Source organism: Pectobacterium sp. 1950-15 (assembly GCF_037136835.1).
Classification (GTDB): Bacteria; Pseudomonadota; Gammaproteobacteria; order Enterobacterales; family Enterobacteriaceae; genus Pectobacterium.
Genome location: NZ_JBBBQR010000012.1, coordinates 133,287 through 152,884 on the forward strand (window position 1 = coordinate 133,287; position 19,598 = coordinate 152,884).

21 protein-coding genes are annotated in these 19,598 nt (G+C 52.0%); 10 read left to right on the forward strand and 11 right to left on the reverse strand.

What is annotated here, in order from left to right; translation table 11 throughout:
* Positions 1 to 35: 35 nt before the first annotated feature.
* Positions 36 to 755, reverse strand: a complete 720-nt coding sequence (fadR, locus tag WCT94_RS14700) for a fatty acid metabolism transcriptional regulator FadR (protein ID WP_256541893.1) — start codon at positions 753 to 755, stop codon at positions 36 to 38.
* A gap of 230 nt (positions 756 to 985) precedes the next feature.
* Between fadR and nhaB the strand changes: the two genes are divergently transcribed.
* Positions 986 to 2,566: a sodium/proton antiporter NhaB gene (gene nhaB, locus WCT94_RS14705; protein WP_442955491.1), complete on the forward strand. Its 1,581-nt coding sequence runs from the start codon at positions 986 to 988 to the stop codon at positions 2,564 to 2,566.
* A 194-nt stretch (positions 2,567 to 2,760) separates the two neighbouring features.
* Positions 2,761 to 3,291 carry a disulfide bond formation protein DsbB gene (dsbB, locus tag WCT94_RS14710; protein ID WP_205558096.1) on the forward strand — a complete coding sequence of 177 codons (531 nt, stop codon included), beginning with the start codon at positions 2,761 to 2,763 and terminating at the stop codon, positions 3,289 to 3,291.
* A 108-nt stretch (positions 3,292 to 3,399) separates the two neighbouring features.
* Here the strand turns inward: dsbB and WCT94_RS14715 are convergent, their stop codons facing one another.
* A complete protein-coding gene (locus tag WCT94_RS14715) occupies positions 3,400 to 3,597 on the reverse strand; it encodes a DNA polymerase III subunit theta (protein WP_205558097.1) in 198 nt (65 codons plus the stop codon).
* 312 nt (positions 3,598 to 3,909) lie between these two features.
* Here WCT94_RS14715 and mgtS point away from each other — a divergent pair, with 312 nt between their 5' ends.
* Complete coding sequence (gene mgtS, locus WCT94_RS14720) at positions 3,910 to 4,005, forward strand: protein MgtS (RefSeq protein WP_336870150.1); 96 nt, start codon at positions 3,910 to 3,912, stop codon at positions 4,003 to 4,005.
* 116 nt (positions 4,006 to 4,121) lie between these two features.
* Here the strand turns inward: mgtS and WCT94_RS14725 are convergent, their stop codons facing one another.
* The 3 genes from WCT94_RS14725 to WCT94_RS14735 all read right to left on the reverse strand — a co-directional run bounded on the left by WCT94_RS14725 (position 4,122) and on the right by WCT94_RS14735 (position 5,896).
* Positions 4,122 to 4,568 carry a YcgN family cysteine cluster protein gene (locus WCT94_RS14725; protein ID WP_010275477.1) on the reverse strand — a complete coding sequence of 149 codons (447 nt, stop codon included), beginning with the start codon at positions 4,566 to 4,568 and terminating at the stop codon, positions 4,122 to 4,124.
* A gap of 117 nt (positions 4,569 to 4,685) precedes the next feature.
* Positions 4,686 to 5,342 carry a fumarylacetoacetate hydrolase family protein gene (locus tag WCT94_RS14730; protein ID WP_015840177.1) on the reverse strand — a complete coding sequence of 219 codons (657 nt, stop codon included), beginning with the start codon at positions 5,340 to 5,342 and terminating at the stop codon, positions 4,686 to 4,688.
* A gap of 296 nt (positions 5,343 to 5,638) precedes the next feature.
* Positions 5,639 to 5,896: a YcgL domain-containing protein gene (locus tag WCT94_RS14735; RefSeq protein WP_225088149.1), complete on the reverse strand. Its 258-nt coding sequence runs from the start codon at positions 5,894 to 5,896 to the stop codon at positions 5,639 to 5,641.
* A 136-nt stretch (positions 5,897 to 6,032) separates the two neighbouring features.
* On the opposite strand from WCT94_RS14735, the gene minC reads away from it, so the two are divergent.
* From minC to minE, 3 genes are read left to right on the forward strand one after another with little or no spacing between them, the layout of a single operon-like run.
* Positions 6,033 to 6,719 (forward strand): septum site-determining protein MinC, encoded by a 687-nt coding sequence (gene minC, locus WCT94_RS14740; protein WP_336870151.1) that lies wholly within the window; start codon positions 6,033 to 6,035, stop codon positions 6,717 to 6,719.
* A 20-nt stretch (positions 6,720 to 6,739) separates the two neighbouring features.
* Positions 6,740 to 7,552: a septum site-determining protein MinD gene (gene minD / locus WCT94_RS14745; RefSeq protein ID WP_039511326.1), complete on the forward strand. Its 813-nt coding sequence runs from the start codon at positions 6,740 to 6,742 to the stop codon at positions 7,550 to 7,552.
* 3 nt (positions 7,553 to 7,555) lie between these two features.
* Entirely contained in the window at positions 7,556 to 7,825 is a 270-nt protein-coding gene (gene minE / locus WCT94_RS14750) for a cell division topological specificity factor MinE (RefSeq protein WP_015840174.1), read from the forward strand.
* Between the two features lie 221 nt (positions 7,826 to 8,046).
* Here minE and rnd read toward each other — a convergent pair whose 3' ends face one another.
* The 5 genes from rnd to WCT94_RS14775 form a co-directional block, all read right to left on the reverse strand.
* Complete coding sequence (gene rnd / locus WCT94_RS14755) at positions 8,047 to 9,171, reverse strand: ribonuclease D (RefSeq protein WP_336870152.1); 1,125 nt, start codon at positions 9,169 to 9,171, stop codon at positions 8,047 to 8,049.
* 215 nt (positions 9,172 to 9,386) lie between these two features.
* Positions 9,387 to 11,072, reverse strand: a complete 1,686-nt coding sequence (gene fadD, locus WCT94_RS14760; RefSeq protein ID WP_336870153.1) for a long-chain-fatty-acid--CoA ligase FadD — start codon at positions 11,070 to 11,072, stop codon at positions 9,387 to 9,389.
* Positions 11,073 to 11,272: 200 nt separating this feature from the next.
* Positions 11,273 to 11,875, reverse strand: a complete 603-nt coding sequence (locus tag WCT94_RS14765; RefSeq protein WP_336870155.1) for a Slp family lipoprotein — start codon at positions 11,873 to 11,875, stop codon at positions 11,273 to 11,275.
* Between the two features lie 141 nt (positions 11,876 to 12,016).
* Positions 12,017 to 12,718 (reverse strand): tRNA (adenosine(37)-N6)-threonylcarbamoyltransferase complex dimerization subunit type 1 TsaB, encoded by a 702-nt coding sequence (gene tsaB, locus WCT94_RS14770; RefSeq protein WP_336870156.1) that lies wholly within the window; start codon positions 12,716 to 12,718, stop codon positions 12,017 to 12,019.
* A 115-nt stretch (positions 12,719 to 12,833) separates the two neighbouring features.
* Positions 12,834 to 14,753 (reverse strand): ATP-dependent DNA helicase, encoded by a 1,920-nt coding sequence (locus WCT94_RS14775; RefSeq protein ID WP_336870157.1) that lies wholly within the window; start codon positions 14,751 to 14,753, stop codon positions 12,834 to 12,836.
* A 229-nt stretch (positions 14,754 to 14,982) separates the two neighbouring features.
* Between WCT94_RS14775 and WCT94_RS14780 the strand changes: the two genes are divergently transcribed.
* On the forward strand, positions 14,983 to 15,327 hold the full coding sequence (locus WCT94_RS14780) for a RidA family protein (RefSeq protein ID WP_336870158.1): 345 nt from the start codon (positions 14,983 to 14,985) through the stop codon (positions 15,325 to 15,327).
* A 41-nt stretch (positions 15,328 to 15,368) separates the two neighbouring features.
* Here WCT94_RS14780 and WCT94_RS14785 read toward each other — a convergent pair whose 3' ends face one another.
* A complete protein-coding gene (locus tag WCT94_RS14785) occupies positions 15,369 to 15,608 on the reverse strand; it encodes a YoaH family protein (protein WP_336870159.1) in 240 nt (79 codons plus the stop codon).
* 143 nt (positions 15,609 to 15,751) lie between these two features.
* On the opposite strand from WCT94_RS14785, the gene pabB reads away from it, so the two are divergent.
* The 3 genes from pabB to sdaA all read left to right on the forward strand — a co-directional run bounded on the left by pabB (position 15,752) and on the right by sdaA (position 19,529).
* A complete protein-coding gene (pabB, locus tag WCT94_RS14790) occupies positions 15,752 to 17,179 on the forward strand; it encodes an aminodeoxychorismate synthase component 1 (RefSeq protein WP_336870160.1) in 1,428 nt (475 codons plus the stop codon).
* The gene (locus WCT94_RS14795; RefSeq protein ID WP_336870161.1) at positions 17,176 to 17,769 is read left to right on the forward strand and encodes a CoA pyrophosphatase; all 594 of its coding nucleotides are present in this window, start codon (positions 17,176 to 17,178) and stop codon (positions 17,767 to 17,769) included. Before pabB ends, WCT94_RS14795 begins: the two co-directional genes overlap by 4 nt.
* A 395-nt stretch (positions 17,770 to 18,164) precedes the next feature.
* A complete protein-coding gene (sdaA, locus tag WCT94_RS14800) occupies positions 18,165 to 19,529 on the forward strand; it encodes an L-serine ammonia-lyase (protein WP_336870162.1) in 1,365 nt (454 codons plus the stop codon).
* Positions 19,530 to 19,598 lie beyond the last annotated feature (69 nt).

The following is a 19,598-nucleotide window of genomic DNA, read 5'->3' on the forward strand; positions in this document are numbered from 1 at the left end:
GTTCCGTTTAGCAATGCAACGACGCGGTATGAGTCCTAGCGGCGTACTTCTGCGATATCCCGTGGGATAGCGCTCTGCATACTGTGCCAGATCGCTCCGCTTTCTTTACCGTAATGTCTGACGACATCCATTACCTGATCGTACAGCTCTTCGCTGCGCAACGTTTCCAACCGACCGTAAAAATTCACCGCCAGCTTGCGGGCTTCGGGGTTGGAAAAATAGTAGCGCCCTACGCGAATATATAACCCCTTCAAACCGTTCAGAATCAGGCCATAAATTGGATTGCCGGAAGCAAAAGCCAGACCGCGGAACACGTTGTAATCCAGTTGCGCAAAGGCTTCTGCGCTATCGTCTACCGCATTGGCCTGAGTCAACACATCACGCACCTTCTCCGGGTTATGCCGTAACGCCGTCCGAATAAAGATGGCGGCGATGTTGGTTCGCACGGCCAGCAGGTTATCGATCAGTTGCGGCACGCTATCGTGATCGAGTCGTGCCAGCGTTTCCAGAATATTGAGCCCGGATGTTTCCCAAAAATTGTTAATTTTTGTTGGCTTCCCGTGCTGTATCGTTAGCCAACCATCGCGAGCCAGGCGCTGAAGCACTTCGCGCAGAGTAGTACGGGTTACGCCGATCAGTTCGGAAAGCTCTCTTTCCGCGGGCAAAATAGAGCCGGGAGGAAAGCGGTTATTCCATATACTTTCGATAATGTATTCTTCCGCGAATCCAGCCGGACTTTGCGCCTTTATAACCATGTGTTTGATAATCCGTAGCGGTGATTGCCGAAAAAAGCCGAACCATAATACCAGACGAAAGAATCATGATATAGCGCCGCACTCAGGCACCGAACAATTTCAATGAAAAATTGTGACTGCAAACCGCCCTCTCACCACGTAGAACGCTAGACTTCTGACCGTTTGTAAAGTTTTTACGATATGATGAAAACCATCAAACTATTCTAACGAATAAGGATTCCCCTCCCATTATGATCGACATGCCCCTCCACCGTGCGCTATTAAAAAATTTCCTGGGATACGCGCCAGACTGGTACAAACTGACTATTTTTTGCTTCTTGCTGGTTAATCCGCTGCTGTTCTATTTTGTCAGCCCGTTTTGGGCCGGTTGGTTATTGGTCGTGGAGTTTATTTTTACGCTAGGCATGGCGCTGAAATGTTATCCGCTACAGCCCGGCGGCCTGCTGGCGCTTCAGGCCATCCTCATCGGGATGACCAGCCCGCAACAGGTGTGGCATGAGGTTACAGGGAATATTGAAGTCCTCATGCTGCTGGTGTTTATGGTGACGGGCATCTATTTCATGAAGCAACTGCTGCTCTTTGTCTTTACCAAACTGCTGCTGCGTATCCATTCAAAGACGCTGCTGTCGCTTGCCTTCTGCGGCGCCGCCGCGTTCCTTTCCGCGTTCCTTGATGCACTGACCGTGATTGCCGTCGTTATCAGCGTTGCTATTGGGTTTTATGGTATTTACCACCGTTTCGCCTCCCAACAACGCGAGGACGAGGCCGATATCAGCGACGACAGCGCACTAAGCAGCGAGGAACATCATCGTACGCTGGAGCAGTTTCGGGCATTCTTGCGTAGCCTGCTCATGCATGCCGGCGTCGGCACCGCACTGGGTGGGGTGATGACGATGGTTGGCGAGCCTCAGAACCTGATTATCGCGAAAAGCGCAGGCTGGGATTTCGTCAGCTTCTTCCTGCGCATGTCGCCGGTCACCGTCCCCGTGTTTATTTGCGGTATCCTGACCTGCGTGCTGGTTGAGCGTTTTAAACTCTTCGGCTATGGCGTAAATCTGCCGGACAACGTGCGCCGCGTGCTTGAGGATTACGATCGTGACATGACAGAAAAGCGCACGCCGCAGGATAAAGTGCGTTTACTCGTACAGGCAGTGATTGGTGTTTGGCTTATTGTCGCGCTGGCGTTTCATCTGGCTGAGGTCGGATTGATTGGCCTTTCCGTGATTATTATGGCCACGACGTTCTGCGGCGTGACCGAAGAACATGCCATCGGTAAAGCGTTTCAGGATGCCATGCCGTTTACCGCGCTGCTGACGGTTTTCTTTGCCATCGTCGCCGTCATTATCGATCAACAGCTGTTTTCACCAATTATCCATTACGTCCTGCAATCTTCTGAGAGTGCACAACTGACGCAGTTTTACCTGTTTAATGGCCTGCTCTCATCGATATCGGATAACGTCTTTGTTGGTTCGGTTTATATCAACGAAGCGCGCAGCGCCTTTGAAAACGGTAAAATTTCGTTACCTCAGTTTGAGTTGCTCGCCGTGGCGATCAATACCGGCACCAACCTGCCCTCTGTCGCCACGCCGAATGGGCAAGCGGCGTTTCTGTTTCTGCTGACATCTGCGCTGGCACCACTTATCCGTCTGTCTTACGGGCGCATGGTGGTGATGGCGCTGCCTTACACCATTGTGATGACACTGGTCGGGTTGCTTTGCGTTGAGTTCACGCTAGTACCGTTTACTGACTTTTTGATGAATAATCACTGGATTTCTTTGCCAAATTTGACCCTATCGGGCAGTCACTCATAATCACGATCGTGTATAGTAATCACGGCAGCGACCATTTCCGCGTTGATGACGTTATCAATACGATGTTCGCCGCCGTAGAATGACAGAAAAGCATTAAATAAACATATCGTTACGTTTTGCACAGTGAAATGATGGCAGTGAAGCCAGAACGGTTTACACTGCTGCTTTAATCATGTTTAGCATGGAATATTTTTATGTTGCGATTTCTTAATCGTTGCTCACGCGGGCGTGGTGCGTGGCTGCTGCTGGCGTTTACTGCTTTAGCGTTGGAATTGACCGCGCTCTATTTTCAGCACGTTATGCTATTAAAACCGTGCGTGCTGTGTATCTATCAGCGCTGTGCGCTATGGGGCGTGTTCGCCGCGGGTATTGTTGGTGCCATCGCGCCATCAACTGCGTTGCGTTATCCGGCCATCGCGTTATGGATATACAGTTCTTACGAAGGGGTTCGACTGGCCTGGAAACACACGGATATCTTGTTGAATCCGTCGCCGTTTACCACCTGTGATTTCTTTGTCAGCTTCCCGTCATGGTTGCCTTTAGACAAATGGCTTCCGGCCATTTTCAATGCGACAGGTGATTGCTCAGTGCGTCAGTGGGAATTCCTCTCTCTGGAAATGCCCCAGTGGCTACTTGGCATCTTTGTCGCTTATCTGGTGATTGCCGTGCTGGTATTGATCGCTCAACCTTTCCGTCCTAAGCGCCGCGATCTCTTCAGCCGTTAATCAATAAGCGGATTAATACGGAAGGCGATTCACACAGAAACCGAAAAGCCCGACACTATGTCGGGCTTCTGGTAACCGTTTCTACGCCTCACAGACTTGCGTCAACGCTCACTGCTGTGGTCTGTAGATATCGCGATAATGGCCTAATCGCTCGTTGAAAAAAGGCCTTTTTTCCTGCGAAACACTTCGTGATATTTCATCAGCGTCGATCTTTTTTTCCTGACTCTCCATAAAAGCAATCGTGGATGCGGCAAAATCAGTGTACTGCTCGCTGTACTCAAGAATGATTTTCTCAAAGTTAATCACATGCACCCCCCTCTCTGTTTACATTGCTTTAAAATTATACAGCACGTCACGATTTATGCCGGAGATGACAGCATGATTCGCACAAGGAAAAAGAAAAGTGTGAAGTGACGCGCAAAAAGCAGATGAGCGTTCCAGTTCCGGCAGTGAAGTGCAGTGTTTCACCTCAACGATATATAAACCACCAACCTCTTTCTGCTCGTTTTTTCTTCATTAACATGCCCCCCAAGACTATAGTACCTACTGCAGGTCAACGATGACTTTTCACCCTATGAGGTATTTCTATCGCAATTGATTTATTCAGGAGAAACAACCATGTTAGGCAATATCAATCTCTTCATCGCCATATTGGGCGGCATTCTTTTTCTCAGTTTCCTGGCGGCGTACCTGAGCCCCAAATGGGATGACTAATGAACACTGACTCTCCCCCCGATAAAAAGCCCCTCTTCTGAGTGATTCAGCTGAGGGGCTTTTTATTTTCACCAGTAAACAGTTTCAATCGGGCAACTGACCACGCCAAACCATCATTATCTCGCCCACTCAGGTTTGTTCAGTATATGATCCTGCCAGTCCACCACTTCACTCTCACGTACAGCGATATGGCGCACGGAGATACGCTCCCGGTGCATGGCTGTCTTGGTGCCGCAGACCAACGGATGCCACTGCGGTAAATCTTCACGTTCATGAATCAGGCGATATGCACAGGTCGCCGGTAGCCAGTTAAACGTCAGCAGGTTTTCACGCGTCAGCTTGATGCAGTCCGGTTCGTACTCGAAGCGTTTCTCATAGTTACGGCACTGGCAGCTTTTAATATTCAGTTGATTACAGGCGACGTTGGTAAAATAGATTTCCTCCGTATCCTCATCAATCAGTTTATGCAAACAGCACTGACCGCAGCCATCGCACAGCGACTCCCATTCATCGTCAGACATCTCAGACAACGTTTTTTGCTGCCAAAAAGGGCGTTCAGTCATGTTTCTTCCAGTTAACTTAAGTTGATAAATCAATAGCGTTGTAAATAAGACTCGTGATTCTGGCAGGCGCGGCGGGGAGATTTTGCTGCCCGTCGTTCAACACGGGCAGCCGGGGCATTAGATAATACGTGTGCTCAACGTCCGGTCATTCACCGTAATCGTCAGCATATCGCCAGACAGGATCGGACCGACCCCTTTTGGCGTACCCGTCAAAATAATATCGCCCGCGCGCAGCGTAAAGAAACGGCTCATGTAGGCGATCAGCGGCAGAATCGGCGTAATCATATCACGCGTATTACCCTGCTGGCGCACTTCATCATTCACTTTTACACCCAGTTCGGTTTGCTGCGGATCGCCAAACTCAGCAACCGGAATGAAACCGGAGATCGGGCAGGAACCGTCAAACGCCTTGGCTTTTTCCCACGGCTGGCCCGCTTTTTTGAATTCGGACTGCAAGTCGCGCAGCGTCAGATCCAGCGCCACACCGTAACCCGCAATCGCCCGGGCGACGCGTTCTTCATTCGCCTGCTTTAACGGCGTACCAATCAGCACCGCCAGTTCAACTTCGTGGTGAACCGAGCCCAGGTTTTTAGGAATGGCAACGGGCTGGCGTAAATCACACAGTGCGGTTTCAGGTTTGATGAATAACACGGGCTCGCCAGGGGTCGCACTGCCCATTTCTTTGATGTGTTCTGAATAGTTGCTTCCGACGCAAACGACTTTATTTACTGGGAAATCAAGCAGCGCGCCCTGCCAGTCTCTGTGTTGGTACATGGGTATTCTCCTGCCCTGTCTGTTGGATGATCGCTGTCTTCGTGGTGCAAAACCATCGTTATATCATCGCAACGGGGGTTACCCCAACAGATTTCAGGAGAGCAAGGCTGGCGATCGCGTGGTCTGGAGAAGACGTTATAACTCATCAAAAATGGAAACAATTAAATTATGACGGAGTAAAACGTGGAAGATGAATATTTATCGCGCGGAATATCATGTAAATGGTCGAGATATTCCACGCCAAATTATGTTTGCGGCTTTATCTGAAAGTACGCGCTGGTATTATTTTTTTACACTTACATAGGGGTGTTTAATAAGCTCTCGACCGGAGGTGGAACTTGCAGATAAAAACCCTGTTCCTGTAGCGCAAGTTTCACTTTTTCTATATCGGCATTCGCCAGTTTTTTACGACCATCCAACGGTAAGACCATGGCTAACTGCGGCGTGCCAAAACTTTTCATTAATTCTTCTGGCACGCGCGAGAAATCGTCTTTTTTTTCAACATAAAGATAGGTCTGATCGCGTTTGGCACTTCGATAGATCACACAAAACATTTTTTTTACTCTATTTGATGGGAATGCCATCTTGCCTGTATATAATTGTGACTATAACATGCTTACAGCGCTCTGGAATATCATGCCTTAAATGTTACTCTAGGGATTAAAAGATGCTGAAACTGAGTCAGGATAGATGTCACAAACGCCAATAGAGTTAAAAGGCAGCAGCTTTACCTTATCGGTTGTTCATTTGCATGATTCCCAACCCGAGGTAATTTACCAGGCACTACAGGAAAAAATAGAGCAGGCGCCTGCTTTCCTGAAAAATGCCCCCGTTGTCATTAACGTTGCCGCCTTAACTGCGGAAACTGACTGGATAAAATTACAGCAGGCCATTTCGTCAACCGGCCTGCATGTCGTTGGCGTCAGTGGATGCACCGACGATGCATTAAAGAAAACCATTGCGCAGGCGGGGCTTCCCCTTCTGAGCGAAGGTAAAGCACAACGCCGGGTAGTCGAACCCGTCGCCGCCGTTCCTGCGGTGGTGAAAACGAAAGTCATCAACACCCCCGTTCGCTCCGGCCAACAGATTTATGCCCGGAACAGTGACTTGATTGTCACAAGCAGCGTCAGCGCGGGTGCTGAGGTGATTGCCGATGGCAATATTCATATTTACGGCATGATGCGCGGCCGAGCCCTCGCCGGCGTTTCTGGCGATGTTCAGAGCCAGATATTCTGTACGCATCTGGCCGCAGAACTGGTCTCTATCGCTGGCCGTTACTGGCTGAGCGACCAGATTCCTGAACCGTATTTTGGGCAGCCAGCACGGATCAACCTGAACCAGCTGGACAATGTTTTAACGATAAAACCTCTAGACTAGAATCTCCCAAGGAAACATTTATGGCACGCATCATTGTTGTTACATCGGGTAAAGGGGGCGTTGGCAAGACCACATCAAGCGCGGCCATTGCTACCGGTTTAGCCCAGAAAGGAAAAAAGACGGTTGTCATCGATTTTGACATTGGTCTGCGTAACCTCGACCTGATCATGGGATGTGAACGTCGCGTGGTGTATGACTTCGTGAACGTTATTCAGGGTGATGCCACGCTGAATCAGGCGCTAATCAAAGATAAAAGAACGGACAATCTCTACATTCTGCCGGCATCACAAACGCGTGATAAAGATGCCTTAACGCATGAAGGCGTGGAGAAAGTGCTCAACGATCTGGGCGACATGGAATTCGATTTCATCGTGTGTGATTCACCCGCCGGGATTGAAACCGGTGCGCTGATGGCGCTCTATTTCGCCGACGAAGCGATTATCACCACCAACCCGGAAGTCTCTTCCGTTCGCGACTCTGACCGCATCCTTGGCATTCTGTCCTCGAAGTCACGCCGCGCTGAACGTTCTGAAGACCCGATCAAAGAGCATCTGCTGCTGACGCGCTACAACCCAGGCCGTGTGAGCCGTGGCGATATGCTAAGCATGGAAGACGTGCTTGAAATTCTGCGGATTCCACTGGTTGGCGTGATCCCAGAAGACCAATCTGTACTCCGCGCTTCTAACCAGGGCGAACCTGTCATTCTGGATACTGAAGCCGATGCCGGCAAAGCCTACGCGGACACCGTTGAACGTCTGCTTGGCGAAGAGCGTCCTTTCCGTTTTGTTGAAGAAGAGAAGAAGGGTTTCCTTAAACGACTTTTTGGGGGATAAATTATGGCTTTACTGGACTTCTTTCTGTCCCGCAAAAAAACGACAGCCAATATTGCCAAGGAACGGCTGCAAATTATTGTCGCGGAGCGACGCCGGGGAGATAGTGAACCCCATTATCTGCCGCAGCTAAAGCGGGATATTCTTGAGGTTATCTGTAAATATGTACAGATTGATCCTGAGATGGTGACGGTTCAACTTGAGCAAAAAGGAGATGATATTTCCGTGCTTGAGTTGAACGTGACATTACCGGAAGCGGAAGAAACGCCTAAATGATTTTTCTGCTGTGATATCCCCTGCTTTTACGCAGGGGATAGCTATTCCCGTCATACTTCAAGTTACGTGCGTTTCATTCCACAATGGACTGTATATTTAGCCAGTCTTTCATTGCTTATTTTGTTTTTTTCGCCGCATTTTCATCACCCTATTTACTGCTTTTTCCATGATGGCATCATCACAGCAAATAAGGCGTATTGATAAGGCGTGTTTAGCGGGGATTAATAGCGCTGCACAATGTCGCGTAGTTCATCGCCATATAACTGACTGCGCCAGCCAGATAACATTTCCGGCATTCCTGCGTCTTGCCCACTTAATTTCCAGTGCCAGTTCAGCAGACGGTTAATTTGACGACGCGATGCCAATAACTCGGCGGATAATCCACTCTGTTCGCTCACGCGCTGTACCAGCGCTTTGATATCTTTAAACGCTTTTTTATAGCCGGGATAGTCGATCAAATTAATGACCGGTGGCGGGCAATCCGCGTCACTAATACCATCCGTTTGTGCAACACAGTCCAGCAGCGTTTTCCCGTGGTAGCGAATTTCCGGGCCGCTCAGCCCCAGTGAGCTCAGTTCACCCAGCGAAGTCGGCAGACAACGCGCCACCTGCAACAGGTTCTCTTCACGTACGACAAAATTCACCGCGCTGTCTCGCTCACGCGCTTTACGCAAACGCCACTCAGCCAGACGCTGTAGGCAAGCCAGATGCCGGCCACGCAGCTGCCAGGCATTACCAAATTCGCGATAGGCCAGTGCCGGTGCCAAAATATCCTGTTTACGCTGACAAAGCAGGAGACATTCGTCCAGCGCAGCGTTCATCCACCCTGCGGCTTGCGTATCCGCCACCAGCTTGGCTGCCATTGGCAACAGGTAGAACACATCGGCGGCCGCGTAATCACACTGTTTTTCACTCAGCGGACGGGCCAGCCAGTCCGTTCTCGATTCGCTTTTATCCAGCGTCACGCCCATATAGTCAGCCACCAACGCAGCGAAACCATAAGAAAGCGGTTTGCCTAAAAATGCGGCCAGAATCTGTGTATCAATGAACGGCGTCGGCAGTGTTCCAAACGCATTGAGAAACACTTCCAGATCTTCGCTGCCTGCATGCAGGAATTTAGTGACCTGTTCGTCACGCAGTAACGCCTGAAAAGGTGCCCAGTCGGTAATCGTTAACGGGTCGATAAGTGAAAGCTGTTCGCCGTCATACAATTGAATCAACCCCAATTGCGGGTAGTACGTGCGGGTTCTGACGAACTCCGTGTCCAATGCCACCTGCGGAAAGCGTCGCGCCTGAGAGCAAACCTGTTGTAACCCGATGTCGGAAGTGATCAACTGATAATTCAAAACGTCATTCTCTTGGTTGTTTTACTTTACGGTTCTGGGTCAAATCCGTATCGCCGTAAAAATTCCCGGCGGACATTTTTAACATCGCAAGCGACGGCCCATAGGATGACGACGCTACGTTCGCCATAAACATAAAAAAGAACGCCGGATAAACCGGCGTGAAAACATCATATCGCGTCCTGCCGCTCTCTGGCAGTCGTTTTCGTGGAAAATCGTCAGGCGGCTGCGTCTTTCTTCACCTTCTTATCGTCGCGCAATTCGCGACGCAGGATTTTCCCCACATTAGATTTCGGCAAGTCGTCACAGAATTCGACCTCTTTCGGCACTTTATAGCCGGTAAGATTTCGGCGACAGTGGGTAATGAGTTCCTCTTTCGTTAACGAGTTATCGCGCCTGACCACAAAGGCTTTGACTGCTTCACCGGATACCTCATTCGCCACCCCAATCACCGCCGACTCGGACACTTTGGGATGGCGGCTGATGACATCCTCAATTTCTGTCGGATAGACGTTAAAGCCGGAAACCAGAATCATGTCTTTCTTACGATCGATGACCCGCAGAAACCCTTCGTCATCAGACGTGACAATGTCACCCGTTGCCAGCCAACCGTCTTTTAACACTTCATCCGTCGCGGCAGGCTGCTGCCAGTACCCTAACATCACCTGCGGCCCGCGCACCCACAGTTCGCCGGACTCACCCGGCCCAGCGTCGTTGCCGTCATCGTCAATGATTTTGACGTCCGTTGATGACACCGGTAGCCCGATACTGCCACTGTAATGTTTGAGATCGTAAGGGTTTACGGCCACCAGAGGTGAACTTTCCGTTAGTCCATATCCCTCAAGCAGATGTTTACCCGTTAGTTTTTCCCAACGTTCTGCCACCGCTTGCTGCACCGATGCGCCACCGCCGACCGCTAAACGCAGCGTTGAGAAATCCAGCTCGTGGAACTCTTTGTTGTTAAGCAGTGCGTTAAATAACGTATTGACGCCAGTGATAGCCGTAAACGGGTATTGTTTCAGTTCCTTCACAACCGCCGGGATATCGCGGGGGTTAGTGATCAACAGATTCTTCCCGCCCAATTCAAGGAACAAAAGGCCGTTCACCGTGAGCGCGAAAATATGATAGAGCGGCAACGCCGTGATCACCAACTCATTGCCTTCTTGCAGAATAGCGCCGTATGCCCCTTTACACTGTTCAAGATTCGCCAGCATATTGCGGTGCGTGAGCATGGCACCTTTAGCGACGCCCGTGGTGCCGCCGGTATATTGCAGAAATGCCAGATCGGTATTGATAATATCGGGGCGAATATACTGCTGACGCCGTCCTTCCTGCAAAACACGACGGAATGATATCGCATCCGGCAGATGGTATTTAGGCACCAGCCGCTTAATGTACTTCACCACGAAGTTGACCAGCGTCCCTTTTGCCGTGGAGAGCTGATCTCCCATACGGGTGAGGATGACGTGCTTCACCGCCGTGTTATGGACGACTTTTTCCAGCGTATGCGCAAAGTTAGACACGATGACAATCGTGCTGGCCCCGCTGTCTTTTAGCTGATGTTCCAGCTCACGCGGTGTATACAGCGGGTTAACGTTAACCACCACCAGACCCGCGCGCAACACACCAAACAGCGCAACGGGATATTGCAGTAGATTGGGCATCATCAGCGCGACACGATCGCCCTTTTGCAATTTAAGCTGGTTTTGCAGATAGGCCGCAAATGCCCGACTCCGCTCTTCCAGCTTACGAAACGTCATCACTTCCCCCATGTTGACGAAGGCAGGTCGGTCGGCATAGCGCCTCACGCTATTCTCAAACATTTCAATCAACGACGAATAGCGATCCGGATCGATTTCCGCCGGCACGTCCGCCGGATAGCGTGATAACCAAATTTTTTCCAAGACGTCACTCCCGAGATATTTTTTTAGTGGCATCGTCGTCGCCCTCAGAGGCTTATTGTTATTAACATTATTTTAACTCAGCCTACCAGTTAGCTAACAAACAATCTTAAGGTTGCGAGAGCGATCACTAATTTATTCTTTATTCAAAAAAAATCAGGCAACCTGCGTCGCCTGATCTCTTCACTCCGAACGAAATAATTTTATTCTGTCACGACATTCTCAACCCGCGCCGGACCAGACCACCCACCGTCAAATCCCCATCCTGGGCCCCAGCCATAGCCGTAACCCGCACGCCATCCCCATGGGCCATAACCATAGCCGCCGGGTGGCATCATCAGACGCTGCACGACATTCCAGCGTTTGTAGCCTTGTGCGTCGATCACGACGTAGCGATAAGGCTTATCGCCGATAGCCCCCTGTTCGGTGCCGACAATCGGCCCGACAACGGTGACCAATTGGTCTTTAAAATCGACAGGTTCCAGAAAGCGATTCACATAGGCAATAAAACGCCCTTCTGATGGCATATCCAGCAGCGGTTTCGCCCCGCTATCCAGCGGCATGCTGGCAATCTCCAGGCGCGTTTTATTCGCTTCATTGCGGATGCCAACCACCCGCCCGCCAAAGCGCGATTCCTGACCGACATAAATCTGCGGCGCATTCATCACTCGCACCAGATCGTCCTGTGGCGTTGGCGACGTGCCTTTAATCGCATCCGGTATCGTGACACAGCCCGAAAGCAGCAGCGCTGCCGCCGCTACCAGACAGAGTCGTGCTTTTTTCTGATTCAGATGCAGATTTTTCATTCGCACACTTTTTATCTGTACATGCTTCATGGGTACAAACATGGCACAACCCCCTCTTCGGATATCTGATAGTTAGACTGCTCAGCATCGAATAAGTTGCTGTTTACAGAAGTTATACACCGCACCAAATAAGTAGTCTGTTTATTCGCGGCCGGGAAGTTTTTTCCAGGTCACTTCATTGCGCAGATAGCGCGGTTGCGCATTCTCGACGCTGACCGCCTTTCCTGCCTGCCATAGCTGACAGGCCAGCGGCAACATATCCTGCGCCTGCGGCAGCAGCACATTGCCCTTCGCTAACACCAGCGAAGAATGGCTGACCAGTTCAGGATAGGTTTCCCATCCGGTTCCGACCGTGGTCCATTCGCCTGACAGCTCAGCGGTTAAGGCCTGCACCTGTTCAGGTTTCAATACGGCTTCCTCGGATTCGCCCTGCCAGCTACCGTCAGCATCGCGCTGATAGCAGCCCCAGTACACTTCACCCATTCGCGCATCAATGGCCGCCAGCACTTGCGTCGCCTGCGTCAGGCGGAAAGCGCCCTGCGCCATCGTCGCCAGTGACGATACGCCGAGCATCGGTAAATCCGCGCCCAACGCCAGCCCTTGTGCAATGCCGATACCAATCCGCACGCCGGTAAAACTTCCCGGCCCTTGGCCAAAAGCCAACGCATCAAGATCGTTAAGCGTCAAGCCGCTGTCGGCCAGCACCTGCTGAACCATCGGCAGAATACGTTGTGTGTGCTCACGGGGACAAATTTCGAACAGAGAATGAATTTCGCCTTCATTCCAGAGTGCGACGGAACAGGCTTCCGTTGCGGTATCAAGCGCTAGAATTCGCGTAGACATGCCAACCTCAGGCAGGATAAATAAATCTTAACAACCCGTATCATAGCATAAGCCCCTGTCGTGCCGCAGCCCTTCCCGCCATCGGTAAGGTCATGCAGCAATCGCCAGTTGGGAATTATGTGTTACGCGTCAGGAAATTAATCGCCTGCCTAATATCGCGGGTCCGCGGCGTTGGCGGCAGGCTGTTAAGGAACACGGCGCCATACGGGCGCATCACCAGTCGATTATCGCAAATCACAATCACACCGCGATCCTCAACGTCACGGATGAGGCGACCCACGCCTTGCTTCAGGGTAATTACCGCATCGGGAACCTGTACATCGTCAAAAGGCTCGCCGCCGCGCAGCCGACAGTCTTCGATACGCGCCTTCAGCAGCGGGTCGTCTGGCGAGGTAAACGGCAGTTTATCGATAATGACGCAGGAGAGCGTATCACCACGCACGTCCACGCCTTCCCAGAAACTGCTGGTTGCCACCAGTAAAGCATTGCCCGCCGACACAAACTGTGACAGCAACTGCGCCTTGCCGGTCTCCCCCTGTAGCAGCACCGGTAGCGTCAGCATGGCGCGGAATTCAGCGGCCAAATCGCGCATCATCTGATGCGAGGTACACAGCATAAAGCAGCGTCCCTGATTCGCTTCAATCAACGGTTGCAGCATCGTCGCCAGCCTTTTCGCCGCACCGGGACGATTGGTTTCCGGCAAATGACGGGGAACGCAGAGCAGCGCCTGATTGGCATAATCAAACGGGCTGGGCAGCAGGAGCGTGTTCGCGTTATCCAACCCCAGCCTATCGGTGAAATGGAAGAGTTGATCGTTAACAGACAGGGTGGCGGAGGTAAATATCCAGGCGGCAGGCTTGTCCTTCATCAGTTCGCGAAAACGATCGGCGACGGACAGCGGCGTCAGTGCCAACACGAAATGGCGCGAATTGCATTCATACCAGTAGCTATAACCCGGCTGTTGTACTTCTTTCAGTCGCTTCAGGCGGTTGCGATAGAGCGTGGCGCGCTCAAAAGCGGCATCCAGCAGCGCAGAGCGCCCCAGCGACAGTTTCGCGACGTCGTAACACAGTTCTAATGCATCATCCAGCAACACCAGCGCACGCTGAAGCGACGGTTGTTCGAGCACATCGCGAAGGTTACCGCGAAACCCCGGATCGCCCAGCGCCAGCCGAAAATCCTGCGTACTTTGCGTCAGGCGGTCGGCACTTTTTTGCAGTTGAGAGGCATCTCGCACTTCAGTGCGGTAAGCAATGATGATGTCTTTTGCCAAATCCAGCAGTTGGCGGCTCGAAAGCTGCTGACCGAAATATTGGCTGGCAATGTCAGGTATCTGGTGGGCTTCATCGAAAATCACGACATCACTTTCCGGGATCAGCTCAGCAAAACCGGTCTCCTTGACCACCATATCCGCCAGATAAAGATGGTGGTTAACCACCACGATGTCGGCATCCATCGCCTTGCGTCGCGCTTTCACCACGAAGCACTCTTTGTAGTGCGGACAGTCGCTGCCCAGACAGTTATCGTTGGTACTGGTCACTAACGGCCAGATCGCACTGTCTTCCGCAACGCCTGAACAGGTCGTGACATCGCCTTCCGTCGTTTCCGATGACCAGCCGCGCAGCCTGACCAGTTCGCTCAGCGTTTCGGCGGGTAAATCACCGCCGCCCAGCGACTGCTGTTCGAGCCGTTCCAGACAGAGATAGTTCGAGCGACCTTTCAGCAGCGCGAGTTTACCTTTGTACTTCAGCGCCTGCGCAATCGTCGGTAAATCGCGACTGTAGAGCTGATCCTGTAGCGCTTTTGAACCTGTCGAGATGATGACTTTTTTATCAGCACGCAAGGCGGGCGCAAGGTAGGCATAGGTTTTACCGGTTCCGGTTCCCGCTTCCACCACCAGCGCCGTTTTATCGTCAATGGCTCGCGTTACCGCCTGCGCCATCTGCCGCTGTGGCTCACGCGGTTTGAAGCCCGTGATCGCTTTCGCCAGCGCGCCGTCATTCGCAAAATCATCAATTACCCGATCGTTCGTCACGCCCGCTCTCTTGTTCAAGGAAATGCTGTATCTGTAAGCCGCTAACCGTTTCAGGTCGTGGCAAAATATCGCGCTGATTATGCCAAGAGTCACCCGACGCTACCACCTTAAATCAGGAAAGCGTGCCGCAATCTGCTGTGTTAGGCTTGGCGGCTGGTATTGATTGATGTCACTATTTTAACTATCCCCACAATTTTTAATTATCACCACAATGGAGAAACCCCACCTCATGGCGATCACACGAATTAATCCTGAAGCCCGCTGGTCAGACGCCGTCATCCACAACAACACGCTGTATTACACCAGCGTGCCGGAGAATCTGGATGACGGTGCACAGGCGCAAACGGAGAACGCACTGGGCGCACTGGATGCGATCCTGCAACGGGCGGGAACAGATAAGAGTAAGCTGTTGGACGTGACGATTTTTCTTGCCGACGCGGATGACTTTGCCGCGATGAACGCCGCGTGGGATGCCTGGGTCGTGGCGGGCAGCGCACCTGTACGCTGCACTGTCCAGGCTAAGCTGATGCATCCGAAATTTAGAGTCGAAATCAAAGCGATTGCAGCGATATAACCGTATATCCCTTTTTCATGTCCTAACGAAGAGGATGGACGTTACTGCTCGTCTTCCTCTTCACCATCGTCAAAATAGTGTTCTTCGTCGCTGTCATTCACGGTGTCATCGTCTTCGTCAAACATCACCGCGACATTGCCGCCCTGATGTTCCTGACGAATCTCCGCCGCAACCTGCGCTATCGCCTGGCCGCTGCTCATACCCTCAGACATCAGTTCCTGAATACGCTCTACGGCATCTTGCTGTTGTTTGTGCGTCAGCGCGGGCATACCTGCAATCATGGTGGTTTCCTGGTTGATAAATTCGCACGTATCATCGCATGCCCGCTTCGGCATACACCAGCATTTCTGCTTTGTGGTACGCTGTGGTCAGTGAAATCGACACGCTATCAACACAACCACACTGTAGACACAACACGAAGAACATGACTGCCGCCAATACGACCCATGTAACCAACATCAGCGACTCGGCCACCGTTCGCTATCACTCGCTGCCTTACTATCCGACGGTGCTGCTCGATCGCTTTGCGCCCTTTTCCCAACAGCCATGGGCGATGTTGCTGCATTCTGGGTTTGCCGATCATCCGCACAATCGCTTCGATATCATGGTCGCTGACCCGCGAGTCACGCTGTCTACGCGGGGAAACAGGACAGAAATCACACGTGACGGTGTAACAAATACCGTAGAAGGCGATCCATTTACTCTGCTGCAACAGCAGCTTGATACGCTGGCGTTACCCACGGAAGCGCATCCTGACTTCCCCTTTCAGGGCGGCGCACTGGGCCTGTTCGGCTATGATTTGGGACGTCAGATTGAAACGCTGCCTACTCAGGCTGAACGGGACATCGACCTGCCGGATATGGCAGTCGGTTTATACGACTGGGCTCTGATTGCCGACCACCAGCGACAGACGTTAACGCTGATCGTACATCATTCCCTTCAGGCGCGGCTCGACTGGTTAGCCAATCTGCCCGTTAGCGCTCCGCAAGACGATTTCAGCCTCACCGGCACCTGGCAGCCGAATATGTCACGCGAGGCGTACGGCGAAAAATTCCGCAAAATACAGGACTACCTTCTGGCGGGAGACTGTTATCAGGTTAATCTGGCGCAGCGTTTTTCTGCGGCTTATCATGGCGATGAATGGCAGGCGTTTTTACGGCTGTCAGCAGGCAATAAGGCACCCTTTTCTGCCTTCCTCCGTCTGCCGGAAAATACCGTCATCAGCGTATCGCCGGAACGTTTTCTCTGGCTGGAAGAACACCGTATTCAAACCCGCCCGATTAAAGGCACGCTGCCACGCCTCGTAGACCCAGAGGCTGATAAACAACAGGCGGTGCGGCTCGCTAATTCGGATAAAGACCGCTCAGAAAACCTGATGATCGTCGATCTCCTGCGTAACGATATTGGCCGCGTCGCGGTGCCGGGCAGCGTCCGCGTGCCGGAGCTGTTCGTCGTCGAACCTTTTCCCGCGGTGCACCATCTGGTCAGTACGATTGAAGCACGGCTACCGGATGATTGCCCCGCCACCACGCTGCTACGTGCCTGCTTCCCCGGGGGCTCGATTACCGGTGCGCCCAAAATCCGCGCCATGCAGATCATTGAAGAGCTGGAACCTCAGCGTCGCAATGCCTACTGCGGCAGCGTCGGCTATATCAGCCTATGCGGCACCATGGACACCAATATCACCATCAGGACGTTATTGACCGAACGCGGCAGAATTTACTGCTGGGCGGGCGGCGGCATCGTTGCCGACAGTCAGGAACAGGCTGAATATCAGGAAACGTTTGATAAAGTGGGCCGTATCCTCCCCCTATTGGATGGCTCTCAGACAATTCAGGTACCGAATCAATGAGTGAGATCGTCTTGCCGCCAACGGCTTTTGCGCTGAACGATTTTATTACCCGTTTTCAGCTACAGCTTCCGCCATCGCTGCGACCTGTACACCAGCAGCGTCAGGCCGCCGTTCTGGTGCCCATTATTTGCCATCCTACACCCACGCTATTATTGACCCGACGTTCTGCCGACCTGCGTAAGCATGCAGGCCAAGTGGCGTTTCCCGGCGGGGCTGCAGACAAAACCGATCGTTCGCTCATCGAAACGGCACTGCGTGAAGCGCAGGAAGAAGTGGCTATCCCACCAGAAAACGTTCAGGTGTTGGGCGTATTACCGCCGCTGGACAGCGTCAGCGGCTTTCAGGTCACGCCGGTTATCGGGCTCATCGCCGCCCAGACCCGCTTCCATCCTAATGAAGACGAAGTCGCCGAGCTGTTTGAAATGCCGTTGGACGAGGCCTTCGCGCTAACGCGCTATTACCCACTGGATATCGAGCGCAAACAGCAGCGCCATCGGGTTTACCTCTCCTGGTATCAGCAACAGTTTGTCTGGGGGCTGACGGCGGCCATCATCCACCAGCTCGCCTTACAGATTTCCGACAGGCCCTAAACTCAAAGCCGCATAGCGCGGCTTTGGGCTTTCTACTTCTTTTCCTTCACTAAATATCCCTAACGTAAAACCGGCCTTTCCGTTCAAAAAGCATTCACTTATAGACTTTACAATGACTTAGCGCATATTTGAGATAAGTTAAATTGTGCTGTGCCATAAGTTTATTTCATGCGAAAAAGAAAGCCACACAACATATTCCACACTACAATAGCGCGATTTGACGAGTTTTATTCTAATCTTTGGGTAGATATCCACTAAAATTCAGGTCATGTCTCGCCAGAACCGAAAACACCAGATAATTCGCAGCATCACTATCTGATTGTGGTAAAGGAACCGGACACGGACGATCGGAAAATAGAGGGTGGATACAGCCCTAAGTCTTTGAGGAGTTTCGCGTGATAAGCGTTTTCGACATGTTTAAGATCGGTATTGGCCCCTCTAGCTCTCATACGGTTGGACCGATGAAAGCCGGTAAGCAATTTGTCGATGAATTGATCAACCAGGATTTACTGACCGCGACGACGCGTATTGCCGTCGATGTGTATGGCTCGCTGTCGCTAACGGGTAAAGGTCACCACACAGACATCGCCATCATCATGGGTCTGGCGGGTAACATGCCGGATACGGTTGATATTGATGCCATTCCCGGTTTCATCCGCGATGTTGAGCAACGCGAACGCCTGCTGCTGGCTAATGGGCAGCATGAAGTCGATTTCCCACGCGAAGGCGGCATGGTTTTCCGCAGTGAAAATTTGCCATTGCACGAAAACGGCATGACCATCACCGCCTTTGCCGGCAATAAAGAAATTTATAGCAAAACCTATTACTCCATCGGCGGTGGTTTTATCGTCGATGAAGAGCATTTTGGCAAAGACACCGCTGCTGACGTCTCCGTTCCTTACACATTCCATTCCGCTAAAGAGATGCTGGAGCACTGTAAACAGAGTGGCCTGTCGCTTTCCGGGATGGTGATGCGTAACGAGCTGGCGCTGCACAGCCGTCAGGATATTGATGCGTACTTCGCCGATATCTGGCAGACCATGCGTGCCTGTATCGATCGCGGCATGAACACCGAAGGTGTTTTACCCGGCCCACTGCGCGTACCACGTCGTGCTTCTGCGCTGCGCCGTATGCTGGTGTCTTCCGACAAGCTGTCTAACGACCCGATGAACGTGGTGGACTGGGTTAATATGTTCGCGCTGGCGGTAAATGAAGAAAACGCCGCAGGTGGCCGCGTGGTGACCGCGCCAACAAACGGCGCGTGCGGCATCGTCCCTGCCGTTCTCGCTTATTACGACCACTTTATCGAACCGGTTAGCCCGACTATTTATATTCGTTATTTCCTCGCGGCAGGCGCGGTAGGCATTCTGTATAAAATGAACGCTTCCATCTCCGGTGCCGAAGTGGGCTGTCAGGGTGAAGTCGGCGTGGCCTGCTCGATGGCCGCCGCCGGGCTGGCAGAACTGATGGGGGCCAGTCCGGAACAAGTTTGCGTCGCTGCCGAGATCGGCATGGAACACAATCTGGGCTTAACTTGCGATCCGGTTGCTGGTCAGGTACAGGTTCCGTGCATCGAACGTAACGCCATTGCTTCCGTTAAGGCGATTAACGCTGCTCGCATGGCGACCCGCCGTACCAGCGAGCCTCGTGTTTCGCTGGATAAGGTGATTGAAACCATGTACGAAACGGGTAAAGACATGAACGCCAAATACCGCGAAACCTCACGAGGTGGGCTGGCGATCAAAGTACAGTGTGATTAAAAGTACAGTGTGATTAATCCGTTCTCATCACAGCTTTTAGCTCCGTTCACAAAAAAGCCCCGCCAATTG